The sequence below is a fragment of the Streptococcus pseudopneumoniae genome (assembly GCF_001072665.1).
In the GTDB taxonomy this organism is placed as follows: Bacteria; Bacillota; Bacilli; order Lactobacillales; family Streptococcaceae; genus Streptococcus; species Streptococcus pseudopneumoniae_S.
Genome location: NZ_JVJI01000007.1, coordinates 17562 through 30906 on the forward strand (window position 1 = coordinate 17562; position 13345 = coordinate 30906).

At 41.4% G+C, this 13345-nt stretch carries 14 protein-coding genes; 7 read left to right on the forward strand and 7 right to left on the reverse strand.

Annotation, left to right across the window (positions count from 1 at the left end; all coding sequences use genetic code 11):
• Positions 1-125: 125 nt before the first annotated feature.
• The 3 genes from ADH52_RS00435 to radC all read left to right on the forward strand — a co-directional run bounded on the left by ADH52_RS00435 (position 126) and on the right by radC (position 4970).
• Positions 126-1796 carry a formate--tetrahydrofolate ligase gene (locus tag ADH52_RS00435; RefSeq protein WP_049509375.1) on the forward strand — a complete coding sequence of 557 codons (1671 nt, stop codon included), beginning with the start codon at positions 126-128 and terminating at the stop codon, positions 1794-1796.
• Positions 1797-1955: 159 nt separating this feature from the next.
• Entirely contained in the window at positions 1956-4247 is a 2292-nt protein-coding gene (gene pcrA, locus ADH52_RS00440; RefSeq protein ID WP_049509378.1) for a DNA helicase PcrA, read from the forward strand.
• A 42-nt stretch (positions 4248-4289) separates the two neighbouring features.
• Positions 4290-4970: a RadC family protein gene (gene radC, locus ADH52_RS00445; protein WP_033688879.1), complete on the forward strand. Its 681-nt coding sequence runs from the start codon at positions 4290-4292 to the stop codon at positions 4968-4970.
• On the opposite strand, the gene ADH52_RS00450 is transcribed toward radC, so the two are convergent.
• The 7 genes from ADH52_RS00450 to ADH52_RS00480 form a co-directional block, all read right to left on the reverse strand.
• Entirely contained in the window at positions 4967-5656 is a 690-nt protein-coding gene (locus ADH52_RS00450; protein WP_049509382.1) for a gamma-glutamyl-gamma-aminobutyrate hydrolase family protein, read from the reverse strand. The genes radC and ADH52_RS00450 overlap by 4 nt on opposite strands.
• Before the next feature lie 17 nt (positions 5657-5673).
• On the reverse strand, positions 5674-6315 hold the full coding sequence (locus ADH52_RS00455) for a redox-sensing transcriptional repressor Rex (protein WP_000653417.1): 642 nt from the start codon (positions 6313-6315) through the stop codon (positions 5674-5676).
• 82 nt (positions 6316-6397) lie between these two features.
• Positions 6398-6613 (reverse strand): DUF4649 family protein, encoded by a 216-nt coding sequence (locus tag ADH52_RS00460; RefSeq protein ID WP_049509385.1) that lies wholly within the window; start codon positions 6611-6613, stop codon positions 6398-6400.
• A 7-nt stretch (positions 6614-6620) separates the two neighbouring features.
• On the reverse strand, positions 6621-6968 hold the full coding sequence (locus ADH52_RS00465) for a DUF1831 domain-containing protein (RefSeq protein ID WP_000863540.1): 348 nt from the start codon (positions 6966-6968) through the stop codon (positions 6621-6623).
• 4 nt (positions 6969-6972) lie between these two features.
• Positions 6973-8088, reverse strand: coding sequence for a cysteine desulfurase family protein (locus tag ADH52_RS00470; RefSeq protein ID WP_049509387.1), 1116 nt, complete (start codon positions 8086-8088; stop codon positions 6973-6975).
• 9 nt (positions 8089-8097) lie between these two features.
• The gene (locus tag ADH52_RS00475) at positions 8098-9057 is read right to left on the reverse strand and encodes a ribose-phosphate diphosphokinase (RefSeq protein ID WP_049509388.1); all 960 of its coding nucleotides are present in this window, start codon (positions 9055-9057) and stop codon (positions 8098-8100) included.
• A gap of 110 nt (positions 9058-9167) precedes the next feature.
• Positions 9168-9737 (reverse strand): CYTH domain-containing protein, encoded by a 570-nt coding sequence (locus ADH52_RS00480; RefSeq protein ID WP_049509390.1) that lies wholly within the window; start codon positions 9735-9737, stop codon positions 9168-9170.
• 128 nt (positions 9738-9865) lie between these two features.
• On the opposite strand from ADH52_RS00480, the gene ADH52_RS00485 reads away from it, so the two are divergent.
• The 4 genes from ADH52_RS00485 to pta are packed head-to-tail and all read left to right on the forward strand — an operon-like array spanning position 9866 to position 13250.
• The gene (locus ADH52_RS00485) at positions 9866-10537 is read left to right on the forward strand and encodes a GTP pyrophosphokinase (protein ID WP_049509392.1); all 672 of its coding nucleotides are present in this window, start codon (positions 9866-9868) and stop codon (positions 10535-10537) included.
• Positions 10521-11339 carry an NAD kinase gene (locus tag ADH52_RS00490; protein WP_033681742.1) on the forward strand — a complete coding sequence of 273 codons (819 nt, stop codon included), beginning with the start codon at positions 10521-10523 and terminating at the stop codon, positions 11337-11339. Before ADH52_RS00485 ends, ADH52_RS00490 begins: the two co-directional genes overlap by 17 nt.
• A complete protein-coding gene (locus tag ADH52_RS00495; protein WP_049509394.1) occupies positions 11336-12232 on the forward strand; it encodes an RluA family pseudouridine synthase in 897 nt (298 codons plus the stop codon). Before ADH52_RS00490 ends, ADH52_RS00495 begins: the two co-directional genes overlap by 4 nt.
• Before the next feature lie 43 nt (positions 12233-12275).
• Positions 12276-13250 carry a phosphate acetyltransferase gene (pta, locus tag ADH52_RS00500; protein WP_000451571.1) on the forward strand — a complete coding sequence of 325 codons (975 nt, stop codon included), beginning with the start codon at positions 12276-12278 and terminating at the stop codon, positions 13248-13250.
• Positions 13251-13345: the final 95 nt, after the last annotated feature.

The window sequence follows — 13345 nt, forward strand, 5'->3', positions numbered from 1 at the left end:
TTAAGAAAGGACTCTAAAAACCTTAAAAACAGGGATATTTACGAACGTTTAGAGAGTTTTTGGATGTTAAAAATCTTGTTTTGTGATATAATGAATTATCATATAAGAGGTTAGAGGAGTTTTGAATGAAAACAGATATTGAAATCGCACAGAGTATTGAGTTGAAGCCAATCGTTGATGTTGTAGAGAAACTTGGTATTTCTTACGACGATTTGGAGTTGTACGGAAAGTACAAGGCTAAGCTCAGCTTTGATAAAATTCGTGCAGTTGAGAGCAATCCAGTTGGGAAATTGATTTTGGTTACTGCCATCAACCCAACACCTGCAGGTGAAGGAAAATCAACTATTACCATTGGTTTAGCGGATGCCTTGAACAAGATTGGCAAGAAAACCATGATTGCTATTCGCGAACCATCTCTTGGTCCGGTAATGGGGATTAAGGGTGGTGCGGCAGGTGGTGGTTATGCCCAAGTTCTGCCAATGGAAGACATCAACCTTCACTTCACGGGGGATATGCATGCCATTACGACTGCCAACAATGCGCTTTCTGCCTTGATTGACAACCACTTACACCAAGGAAATGAGTTGGGAATTGATCAACGTCGTATCCTCTGGAAACGTGTTGTGGATTTGAACGACCGTGCTCTTCGCCATGTGACCGTTGGACTTGGTGGCCCTTTAAATGGTATTCCACGTGAGGATGGCTTTGACATTACCGTCGCTTCAGAAATCATGGCAATTCTTTGCTTGGCAACGGACATCGAGGACTTGAAACGTCGTTTGGCTAATATCGTTATCGGTTATCGTTACGACCGAACACCTGTTTCTGTAGGTGATTTGCAGGTTGAAGGTGCCTTAGCTTTGATTTTGAAGGATTCTATTAAGCCAAACTTGGTTCAGACAATTTACGGAACACCTGCCTTTGTACACGGTGGTCCATTTGCCAATATTGCTCACGGATGTAACTCTGTCTTGGCAACAAGCACAGCCCTTCACTTGGCTGATTACACAGTTACTGAAGCTGGTTTTGGTGCAGATCTTGGTGCCGAGAAATTCCTTGATATTAAGACACCAAACTTGCCAACATCTCCAGATGCAGTAGTTATTGTCGCAACCCTTCGTGCCCTTAAGATGAATGGTGGTGTGGCTAAAGACGCTTTGACAGAGGAAAATGTGGAGGCGGTTCGTGCCGGTTTTGCTAACTTGAAACGCCACGTTGAAAATATCCGTAAGTTCGGTATTCCTGCAGTAGTAGCTATCAACGAATTTGTATCTGATACAGAAGCTGAAATTGCAGCCTTGAAAGAACTTTGTGCCTCAATCGATGTACCAGTTGAATTGGCTAGTGTCTGGGCTGATGGTGCAGAGGGTGGAGTAGCACTTGCTGAAACAGTTGTTAAGACTATCGCTGAAAACCCATCTAACTATAAACGTTTGTATGACAATGACCTTTCTGTTCAAGAAAAGATTGAAAAGATTGTTACTGAAATCTACCGTGGTAGCAAAGTAAACTTTGAGAAGAAAGCTCAAACACAAATCGCTCAAATTGTTCAAAACGGTTGGGACAAATTGCCAATCTGTATGGCTAAGACCCAGTATAGCTTCTCAGACAATCCAAATGCACTTGGAGCACCTGAAAACTTTGAAATTACCATTCGCGAATTGGTGCCAAAATTAGGTGCAGGCTTCATCGTCGCCTTAACTGGTGATGTCATGACCATGCCAGGCCTACCAAAACGTCCAGCAGCCCTCAACATGGATGTTGAAAGTGACGGAACCGTTCTAGGCTTGTTCTAGTAGTTTAATTGAATTCAAATGAGTTTGGAAAAGCTATCCAAGCTCATTTTTTATCTAGATATAAGAAGTTGCCTTCTACACGTAACCAGTCTAGGTAAAGATATTTTCCTTGAATTCTGATATAATAGAAATATTGACTTCAAGAGTAAGGAAGAGAAGATGAACGCATTATTAAATGGAATGAATGACCGTCAGGCTGAGGCGGTGCAAACAACAGAAGGGCCCTTGTTAATCATGGCGGGGGCTGGTTCTGGAAAGACTCGTGTTTTGACCCACCGTATTGCCTATCTAATTGATGAAAAAATGGTTAATCCTTGGAATATCTTGGCAATTACCTTTACCAATAAGGCTGCGCGTGAGATGAAGGAGCGTGCTTATGGGCTCAATCCAGCTACTCAGGACTGTCTGATTGCGACTTTTCACTCCATGTGTGTTCGTATTCTGCGTCGTGATGCAGATCATATCGGCTACAATCGTAATTTTACTATTGTAGATCCTGGTGAACAGCGTACCCTTATGAAACGCATTCTCAAGCAATTAAACTTGGACCCTAAAAAATGGAATGAACGAACAATTTTGGGGACTATTTCCAATGCTAAGAATGATTTGATTGATGATGTGGCTTATGCTGCCCAAGCTGGAGATATGTACACGCAAATTGTGGCTCAGTGTTACACAGCCTATCAAAAAGAGCTTCGTCAGTCTGAGTCCGTTGACTTTGACGACTTAATCATGCTGACCCTGCGTCTCTTTGATCAAAATCCTGATGTCTTGACCTACTATCAGCAGAAGTTTCAGTACATCCACGTTGATGAGTATCAAGATACTAACCATGCCCAGTACCAACTGGTCAAACTCTTGGCTTCACGCTTTAAAAATATTTGTGTGGTTGGGGATGCGGACCAGTCTATCTACGGTTGGCGTGGTGCGGATATGCAGAATATCTTGGACTTCGAAAAGGATTATCCCCAAGCCAAGGTTGTTTTGTTGGAAGAGAATTACCGTTCCACTAAAACCATTCTCCAAGCGGCCAACGAGGTCATTAAAAACAATAAAAACCGTCGACCTAAGAATCTCTGGACCCAGAATGCTGAAGGGGAGCAAATCGTTTACTATCGTGCCAATGATGAGCAGGATGAGGCTGTATTTGTAGCCAGAACTATTGATGAACTAGGTCGCAGTCAAAACTTCCATCACAAGGATTTTGCAGTTCTCTATCGTACAAATGCCCAGTCTCGTACTATTGAGGAAGCCCTGCTCAAGTCAAATATCCCTTATACTATGGTTGGCGGAACCAAGTTCTACAGCCGTAAGGAAATCCGAGATATAATCGCTTACCTCAATCTTATTGTCAATTTGAGTGACAATATCAGTTTTGAGCGTATTATCAACGAGCCTAAACGTGGAATTGGGCCAGGTACAGTTGAGAAAATCCGTGACTTTGCGAATATGCAAGACATGTCCATGCTAGATGCTTCAGCCAATATCATGTTATCTGGTATCAAGGGTAAAGCTGCCCAGTCTATCTGGGATTTTGCCAATATGATTCTAGATTTACGAGAGCAGCTAGATCAATTAACTATTACAGAGTTGGTTGAGGCTGTTTTAGAAAAAACAGGTTACGTCGATATTCTAAATGCTCAAGCGACTTTAGAAAGCAAGGCTAGGGTTGAAAATATCGAAGAGTTCCTTTCTGTAACGAAAAACTTTGATGATACCTCTGATGGGCCAGAAGAGGAAACTGGTCTGGACAAGCTGAGTCGTTTCTTAAATGATTTGGCCTTAATTGCAGACACAGATTCAGGTAGTCAGGAGACATCAGAAGTGACCCTGATGACCCTACACGCTGCCAAAGGTCTCGAGTTTCCAGTTGTCTTTTTGATTGGGATGGAAGAAAATGTCTTTCCGCTTAGCCGTGCAGCTGAAGATCAAGATGAATTAGAAGAAGAACGCCGTCTAGCCTATGTAGGTATCACGCGTGCAGAGAAAATTCTCTATCTGACCAATGCCAACTCGCGTCTGCTTTTCGGTCGTACCAACTACAACCGTCCAACTCGTTTTATTAATGAAATTAGTTCAGACTTACTTGAGTATCAAGGATTGGCTCGTCCAGCCAATACAAGCTTTAAGGCATCTTATAGCAGTGGCGGCCTTGCCTTCGGTCAAGGTATGAGTTTGGCACAGGCCCTCCAAGACCGTAAACGCAGTGCTGCTCCAAAAACTATCCAGTCAAGCGGTCTCCCATTTGGTCAATTTACTGCTGGAGCAAAATCAGCATCTAGTGAAGCAAATTGGTCCATTGGTGACATTGCTCTCCACAAGAAATGGGGAGAGGGAACCGTTCTGGAAGTTTCAGGTAGCGGTGCTACGCAGGAATTAAAAATCAATTTCCCAGAAGTTGGTTTGAAAAAACTTTTGGCCAGTGTGGCCCCAATTGAGAAAAAATTCTAATTTTTCATCCTTCTCACGAATAATAAAGTGAGGAGGATTTTTATGTATAGTATTTCATTCCAAGAAGATTCACTATTACCAAGAGAAAGACTGGCCAAGGAAGGAGTTGAAGCGCTCAGTAATCAAGAGTTGCTAGCTATTTTACTCAGGACAGGAACACGTCAAGCTAGCGTTTTTGAAATTGCCCAGAAAGTCTTGAATAATCTTTCAAGCCTAACAGATTTGAAAAAAATGACCCTGCAGGAATTGCAGAGTCTATCTGGTATCGGCCGTGTTAAGGCCATAGAGTTACAAGCTATGATTGAACTGGGCCATCGTATTCACAAGCATGAGACCCTTGAGATGGAAAGTATTCTCAGCAGTCAAAAGTTGGCCAAGAAGATGCAGCAGGAATTGGGCCATAAAAAACAAGAGCACCTGGTGGCGCTCTATCTCAATACTCAAAATCAAATCATCCATCAACAGACCATTTTTATCGGTTCAGCTACTCGCAGTATCGCTGAACCACGTGAGATTCTTCATTATGCTATCAAGCATATGGCGACTTCACTCATCTTGGTCCACAATCATCCTTCAGGAGCGGTAGCGCCTAGCCGAAATGATGATCATGTTACAAAACTTGTTAAAGAAGCCTGCGACCTGATGGGGATTGTCCTCTTGGATCATTTGATTGTCTCACATTCTAGTTACTTTAGTTACCGTGAAAAGACAGATTTAATTTAAAGTTCATTTACGACATAGTCAAAGAGATTTTTATCTTTGGGACGATTTTCAAAAAGAAACTCTGGGTGCCACTGGACACCGAGAAAGGCAATGTCATCCGTACTCGTAACAGCTTCAATGATACCATCTTTAGGATCATGAGCCACAACTTTTAAGTTGGGGGCTAAATCCTTGATACTCTGGTGGTGGAAGGAGTTGATATGGGAAATTTCTCCATAGATTTCTCGAAGAACTGTATCAGGCTCTGTCACCAAGCGTTGAGTTGTGTATTCGGCGGAACAATCCTGCCAATGGTCTTCGATATCTTGGTACAGAGTTCCCCCCATGGCAACGTTAAATAGTTGAGTTCCACGGCAGACAGAAAAAATTGGCTTTTTCTGTTTAATAGCTTCCTTGATGAGGGCCAGTTCAAAGATATCCCTTTGAAGGTGATAGTCATCGCTATCGATGGTTTTTGGTTCACCATAGAATTTTGGATCAACATTTTGCCCACCTGTCAAGATGAGCTTGTCAATCATACTGATATAGTGGCAGGCCATTTCTTGATCACCAATTGGTAGGATGATGGGAATCCCTCCAGCGTCTTTAACGCCTTCAACAAAGCCTTTTGCTGCGTAGCTCATCATGATATCATCATCTGGATGAGTTTTTTCGTTTCCTGTAATCCCAATAACTGGTTTTTTCATAAAATGATTTTCGCTTTCTAATCCTCTTTTCGCATGAAGTAGAGGAGGGTTTGGAGTTCACTTGTCAAATCGACATACTGAACGACCACGTCTTTTGGTAAATGCAGATGGACTGGTGAAAAACTGAGAATTCCTTTCACGCCAGCATCTACCAAGAGATTGGCAACCTCTTGTGACTTGACGCTGGGAACTGTCAGGATAGCAGTCTTCACATCAGCATCCTTGATTTTATCCTTAATTTGAGAAATTCCGTAAATAGGAATCCCATCAGGAGTTTGGGTACCGACTTCAGGATGGTCATCTAGGTCAAAGGCCATGATAATCTTCATCTTGTTGCGCTCATGGAAGCGGTAGTGGAGAAGGGCATGGCCCATATTTCCAATACCTACCAGCATGACATTGGTGATGGAGTTATCATTGAGTAAATCGGCAAAAAATGTCATCAGTTTTTTGACATCGTAGCCAAATCCACGCCGACCTAGTTCACCAAAATAGGAAAAATCACGACGTACGGTCGCGGAATCAATACCGATAGCCTCTGCAATTTGCTTAGAGTTGGCACGTTCAATCTTTTCTGCATGAAATCTCTTAAAAATTCGATAGTAAAGAGAGAGTCTTTTCGCTGTAGCTTTTGGAATAGCAGACTGTTTATCTTTCACAAAATCACAACCTTTCTATTCTTCTATTTTATAGAAACATTGTGAAAAAATCAACAAAAACAAGAAAAAACTAAGAAAAATCTTAGTTTTGATGTAAAAAATCTGCATGTGATAGAAAACGGTAGAGGTCTCCGACCAGTCCTTGGTAAACTTCCCGCCCTTTAAAGGTCAAAGAAGTTACATAAAGTGTATCTGGCAGAGTCACACATCCTGACAGAGCAAGCATGAGAGCCTCATAATCCTCATACTTGAGAGTGCGCTCTACATGATAGCTGTCCTTATAGGTCAGTTCAAACATTTTGGCTCTATCTTTCCGATTTTGTAAAGACACCACGCTCTACCAAGCTATCCATGAGGAAGTAGAATTTTTCTTGATGAATGTGGTGGTCTTCTGATTTGAAAATATCAACTAAACGAAGACCAAACTTGTCAGTGATATTGATTTTAGCTCCTGTAAGTTCCTTGTTAATGATGATTTTGAGTTGGAATCCCTCACCGCTGTTCGGAACTTTTTCCAAAAGGCGAGTCAGTTCATAGTTCCCAACTTTTGTTTCAAAAAAGGTGTTGTCCTTGAGGGTGAATTTCTTAACAGAAGGGCTGAGAGTGTAGTCGTATCGACAATTTTTTAACTGAATGGTTTTTTCAAATGCCATATGGCTAACCTCCGATAATTTCTTTTAAGGTTTTTGCAAGGGTTTGTAGTTCTTCAATAGTATTTTGTGGCGAGAGACTGATACGAACGGATTCCTTCAAGCGTTCTGAATTTGCTCCGTACATAGCTTCAAGAACATGGCTCGATTGAACAATGCCTGCAGTACAGGCTGAGCCAGTAGAGATTGAAATTCCAGCTAAATCTAGACGAAGGAGTAAGAGGTCATTTTTCTGACTAGGAAATCCAATATTGAGAACATAAGGGAGATGATGTTGTCCCCTATTCAAGTAATATTGAATGCCCTCTAGCTCTGAAAGAAAGGCGGTTCCTAGATTTTGTACATGTTGAAAATGTTCTTCTTGCTTTTCTAGGTTTTCTTTTAGAGCTGCAACCATGCCTACGATGGCAGTTAGATTTTCAGTCCCTGCACGTTTTTTCTGTTCTTGGTCTCCGCCATGGATATAGGAATCAAAGTCCATGCTAGATGCGTAGAGAAAACCGATTCCCTTAGGACCATGGAACTTGTGGGCAGAAGCAGTGAGAAAATCAATGCCCAATTCTTCTGGATGAATAGGGATTTTTCCAATAGCCTGAACTGCATCGACATGATAGGCAGCAGGGTGTTGCTTAAGTATTTGGCCAATTTCAGCAATGGGCAGTAGGTTTCCAGTCTCATTATTGGCAAACATGGTAGAAACCAAAATCGTATCGTCACGTAAGGTCTCTTGAATTTGTTGGGCTGTGATTTCTTGATTTTCTGGCTGGATAATGGTTACTTCAAAACCAAAGTGTTGAACCAAGTAATCAATGGTTTCAAGGACAGCATGGTGCTCAATAGCAGTTGTGATGATATGTTTTCCTTGTTCTTGATGACGAAGGCAGTAGCCAATGATGGCAGTATTGTTGCCTTCTGTCCCACCAGAAGTGAAAAAGATATGTTGAGGTTTTGTCCCCAGTAACTGAGCTAGCTCCTGACGGGCTTCTCGCAAGAGTTTGCCAGCTTGACGACCATGCCCATGAATACTAGAAGGATTTCCATAGATTTCTTGCATAATCTCGGTCATAGCTGAAATAGCAACTGCTGACATGGGAGTCGTTGCAGCATTGTCCAAATAAATCAAAGAATCACCTTATTTCTTTTTGTTGTAGGCAAAGAGTGGGCTGACTGGTTTTCTTTCGTGGATACGGACGATGGCATCACCAATTAACTCACTAGCAGTGATGTAGCATACGTTTTTAGGAGTTTTTTCTTTTGTTGCTACTGAATCAGTCACAAGAATTTCCTTAATATTAGTGTCGTCAAGAAGTTCAGCAGCTCCTTCGACGAAGAGACCATGGCTAGAAACAGCATAAATTTCTGTAGCTCCTTCACGTTCAACGATTTTAGCAGCTTCAGAGAAGGTACGTCCTGTATTTAAAATATCGTCAATCAAGATAGCTTTTTTACCTTCAACATCACCGATAATATAACCTTCGTTGCGAGTAGCATCGTCTTGAGGGTAGTCAATAATGGCGATAGGAGCATCAAGATATTCAGCCAAGCTACGAGCACGCTTTACACCTGAATTTTTAGGGCTGACGACAACAACATCTGAACCGAGTAGGCCCTTATCGCAATAATGTTTTGCAAATAGGGGAACTGTGAAAAGGTTATCGACAGGGATGTCAAAGAAGCCTTGAACCTGAACGGCATGCAAATCAAGCGTAAGGATACGATCGACACCAGCCTTAACTAGCATATTGGCAACTAGTTTCGCTGTAAGTGGCTCACGAGGTGAAGCGATGCGGTCTTGACGTGCATAGCCAAAATATGGAAGGACAACGTTGATACTGTGCGCACTTGCACGAACACAAGCATCAACCATGATAAGCAATTCCATTAGGTGGTTGTTAACAGGGAAACTTGTTGATTGGATGATGTAAACATCATAACCACGGACACTTTCTTCGATATTTACTTGGATTTCTCCATCTGAAAATTGACGTGATGATAGTTTTCCAAGTGGGACACCAACAGCTTGAGCAATTTTCTGTGCAATCTCTTGGTTAGAGTTGAGTGCGAAAAGTTTCATGTTTTTTCTATCTGACATTATAGACCGTCCTCTGTAAACTTTTTAAATCCTAGTCATATCTGCCTAGCCTATACGAACTGGGATTTTGTATTTTATCTTTTCTATTTTACCAAAAAATAGAGATTATTTCAGCTATTTTTCATGCTTTTGACAAATCGAACCAATTTTGAGGGAGCTTTTTGATAAGCAATCTGATTTTCCTCTAAAAATTGCTGGAAATCATGTTTCCCTTGCTCGTGATTCTCAACTTCAAGCTCTAATTCGTAATCTGTAATATCAAAGTACTGACTTTCATCCAGTGCCATGAGACCAATAGCTGTTTTCATTTCATAGCGAAGTGTCGTTAGACAACCAAGGATCTGCCATTCACTAGTTTTAATACCATGTTTCGCCAATTCAGCCAGTACTAGCCCTTGAGGAAGTTCTTTCTTGCTCAGATAGTTTTCAGCATCTTTTAGTTGTAATTTTTGATTGTATTCCATGTTTCCAATACTTTGTGGGACTTTGAGTGTTAATTCTGCCCAGTCTTCAAAGGTTCGAATGCGCATAGCAACTTTCTTTTCTCGTAGTTCAAAATCTGGAGTGTCGATGTAGTAATTTTTTTGAAGAACAGGAGTGACACCTGTGAATTGGTCTTTTAGACGATTATATTCATCTTTTTTCAAGAGTGTTTTCAATTCAATTTCTAAATGTTTCATTTTTCTTACCTTTTCTTTATCGTTGAAAGCGGATTTATGGTATAATAAGCATTGTATTTATTGTATATGAATCTGGAGAAAAAATCAAAGATATTTTTGAAGGATAATATGTGAACAAGGGAGAATATATGACCATAGAATGGGAAGAATTTCTAGATCCTTACATTCAAGCTGTTGGTGAGTTAAAGATTAAACTACGTGGTATTCGGAAGCAATATCGTAAGCAAAATAAGCATTCTCCGATTGAGTTTGTGACTGGTCGAGTCAAACCGATTGAAAGTATCAAGGAAAAAATGGCTCGGCGTGGCATTACTTATGCGACCTTAGAGCACGATTTGCAAGATATTGCCGGCTTGCGTGTGATGGTCCAGTTTGTAGATGACGTCAAGGAAGTAGTGGAGATTTTGCGTAAACGTCAGGACATGCGGATTATACAAGAGCGAGATTACATTACTCATCGAAAGGCTTCAGGCTACCGTTCCTATCATGTGGTAGTAGAATATACGGTTGATACCATAAATGGAGCTAAGACCATTTTGGCGGAAATTCAAATTCGTACCTTGGCCATGAATTTCTGGGCAACGATAGAACATTCTCTCAACTACAAGTACCAAGGGGATTTCCCAGAGGAAATTAAAAAGAGACTGGAAATTACTGCCAAAATTGCCCATCAGTTGGATGAAGAAATGGGTAAAATTCGAGATGATATCCAGGAAGCCCAGGCTCTTTTTGATCCTTTGAGTAGAAAATTAAATGACGGTGTAGGAAACAGTGACGATACAGATGAAGAATACAGGTAAACGAATTGACCTGATAGCTAATAGAAAACCGCAGAGTCAAAGGGTTTTGTATGAATTGCGAGATCGTTTGAAGAGAAATCAGTTTATACTCAATGATACCAATCCGGATATTGTCATTTCCATCGGTGGGGATGGTATGCTCTTGTCGGCCTTTCATAAGTACGAAAATCAGCTTGACAAGGTCCGCTTCATTGGTGTTCACACTGGACATTTGGGCTTCTATACGGACTACCGTGATTTTGAGTTGGACAAGCTAGTGACTAATTTGCAGCTAGATACTGGGGCAAAGGTATCATACCCTGTTCTGAATGTGAAGGTTTTTCTTGAAAATGGGGAAGTGAAGATTTTTAGAGCACTAAATGAAGCCAGCATCCGCAGGTCTGATCGAACCATGGTGGCGGATGTTGTGATTAACGGTGTCCACTTTGAACGTTTTCGTGGAGATGGGCTAACAGTTTCAACTCCGACTGGTAGTACAGCCTATAACAAGTCGCTTGGTGGAGCTGTTTTACACCCAACCATTGAAGCTTTGCAATTAACGGAAATTGCTAGCCTTAACAATCGTGTCTATCGAACCCTGGGCTCTTCCATTATTGTGCCTAAGAAGGATAAGATTGAACTCATACCAACGAGAAACGATTATCATACCATTTCGGTTGACAATAGCGTTTATTCTTTCCGAAATATTGAACGAATTGAGTATCAAATCGACCATCATAAGATTCACTTTGTCGCATCACCGAGCCATACCAGTTTCTGGAATCGTGTCAAGGACGCTTTTATCGGCGAGGTGGACGAATGAGGTTTGAATTTATCGCAGATGAGCATGTCAAGGTTAAGACCTTCTTAAAAAAGCACGAAGTTTCGAAGGGGCTTCTGGCCAAGATTAAGTTTCGAGGGGGAGTTATTCTGGTCAATGACCAATCGCAAAATGCGACCTATCTATTGGATATTGGAGACCGAGTTGTCATCGATATTCCCGCTGAGGAAGGCTTTGAAACCCTAGAAGCCATTGACCGTCCTCTAGATATCTTGTATGAAGATGACCATTTTCTAGTCTTGAATAAACCCTATGGAGTGGCTTCTATTCCTAGTGTCAATCATTCCAACACCATTGCCAATTTTATCAAGGGTTACTATGTCAAGCAAAATTATGAAAATCAGCAGGTTCACATTGTAACCAGGCTTGATAGAGATACTTCTGGCTTGATGCTCTTTGCTAAACATGGCTATGCCCATGCACGATTAGACAAGCAGTTGCAGAAGAAGTCCATTGAAAAACGCTACTTTGCTTTGGTTAAAGGTGATGGACACTTGGAGCAAGAGGGAGAAATTATTGCTCCGATTGCGCGTGATGAAGACTCCATTATTACTAGACGGGTGGCTAAAGGTGGGAAGTATGCCCATACTTCATATAAGATTGTAGCTTCTTATGGGAATATTCACTTGGTTGACATTCGCCTGCATACTGGTCGAACCCACCAAATCCGAGTTCATTTTTCTCATATTGGTTTTCCTTTGTTGGGAGATGATTTGTATGGTGGTAGTCTGGACGACGGTATTCAACGTCAGGCCCTGCATTGCCATTACTTATCCTTTTATCATCCATTTTTAGAGCAAGATTTGCAGTTAGAAAGTCCCTTGCCGGATGATTTCAGCAACCTTATTACTCAGTTATCAACTAATACTCTATAAAAAATGATTCAGAGTATAATTATTATCTTAAAGGAGAAAACTCATGGAAGTTTTTGAAAGTCTCAAAGCCAACCTGGTTGGTAAAAATGCTCGTATCGTTCTCCCTGAAGGGGAAGAACCTCGTATTCTTCAAGCAACTAAACGCCTGGTAAAAGAAACAGAAGTGATTCCTGTTTTGCTTGGAAATCCTGAAAAAATTAAAATTTATCTTGAAATCGAAGGCATCGAGGATGGTTATGAAGTCATCGACCCTCAACACTACGATAAATTTGAAGAAATGGTTGCTGCCTTGGTAGAACGTCGTAAGGGTAAAATGTCTGAAGAAGATGCACGCAAGGTTTTGGTTGAAGATGTCAACTATTTTGGTGTTATGTTGGTTTACTTAGGATTGGTTGATGGAATGGTGTCAGGAGCGATTCACTCAACAGCTTCAACAGTTCGTCCAGCCCTTCAAATCATCAAAACTCGCCCAAATGTAACTCGTACTTCAGGTGCCTTTCTCATGGTTCGTGGTACGGAGCGTTACCTGTTTGGAGACTGTGCCATCAACATTAATCCAGACGCAGAAGCTTTGGCTGAAATTGCCATTAACTCAGCAATCACAGCTAAAATGTTTGGAATCGAGCCTAAAATTGCTATGCTAAGCTATTCTACTAAAGGTTCAGGATTTGGAGAAAGCGTTGATAAGGTTGTTGAAGCAACTAAAATTGCTCATGACTTGCGCCCTGACCTTGAAATCGATGGTGAGTTGCAATTCGATGCGGCCTTTGTTCCAGAAACTGCAGCTCTGAAAGCTCCTGGAAGTACGGTAGCTGGTCAAGCAAATGTCTTCATCTTCCCAGGTATCGAGGCAGGAAATATCGGTTACAAGATGGCAGAACGCCTTGGTGGATTTGCGGCAGTAGGACCTGTTTTGCAAGGTTTGAACAAGCCAGTTAACGACCTCTCTCGTGGATGTAATGCTGATGATGTGTACAAGTTGACCCTTATCACAGCAGCTCAAGCGGTTCATCAATAAGATTTAGTCCTCTTTCCCTTGGGAAGAGGTTTTTTATACTCAATGAAAATCAAAGAGCAAACTAGGAAACTAGCCGCAGGCTGTACTTGAGTACG

What these genes read in the sequence shown, in the direction of transcription:
- ADH52_RS00435 (WP_049509375.1), top strand. Translation starts at nt 126, where the DNA reads ATGAAAACAGATATTGAAATCGCACAGAGTATTGAGTTGAAGCCAATC.
- pcrA (WP_049509378.1), top strand. Translation starts at nt 1,956, where the DNA reads ATGAACGCATTATTAAATGGAATGAATGACCGTCAGGCTGAGGCGGTG.
- radC (WP_033688879.1), top strand. Translation starts at nt 4,290, where the DNA reads ATGTATAGTATTTCATTCCAAGAAGATTCACTATTACCAAGAGAAAGA.
- ADH52_RS00450 (WP_049509382.1), bottom strand. Translation starts at nt 5,656, where the DNA reads ATGAAAAAACCAGTTATTGGGATTACAGGAAACGAAAAAACTCATCCA.
- ADH52_RS00460 (WP_049509385.1), bottom strand. Translation starts at nt 6,613, where the DNA reads ATGTTTGAACTGACCTATAAGGACAGCTATCATGTAGAGCGCACTCTC.
- ADH52_RS00465 (WP_000863540.1), bottom strand. Translation starts at nt 6,968, where the DNA reads ATGGCATTTGAAAAAACCATTCAGTTAAAAAATTGTCGATACGACTAC.
- ADH52_RS00475 (WP_049509388.1), bottom strand. Translation starts at nt 9,057, where the DNA reads ATGTCAGATAGAAAAAACATGAAACTTTTCGCACTCAACTCTAACCAA.
- ADH52_RS00480 (WP_049509390.1), bottom strand. Translation starts at nt 9,737, where the DNA reads ATGAAACATTTAGAAATTGAATTGAAAACACTCTTGAAAAAAGATGAA.
- ADH52_RS00485 (WP_049509392.1), top strand. Translation starts at nt 9,866, where the DNA reads ATGACCATAGAATGGGAAGAATTTCTAGATCCTTACATTCAAGCTGTT.
- ADH52_RS00490 (WP_033681742.1), top strand. Translation starts at nt 10,521, where the DNA reads ATGAAGAATACAGGTAAACGAATTGACCTGATAGCTAATAGAAAACCG.
- ADH52_RS00495 (WP_049509394.1), top strand. Translation starts at nt 11,336, where the DNA reads ATGAGGTTTGAATTTATCGCAGATGAGCATGTCAAGGTTAAGACCTTC.
- pta (WP_000451571.1), top strand. Translation starts at nt 12,276, where the DNA reads ATGGAAGTTTTTGAAAGTCTCAAAGCCAACCTGGTTGGTAAAAATGCT.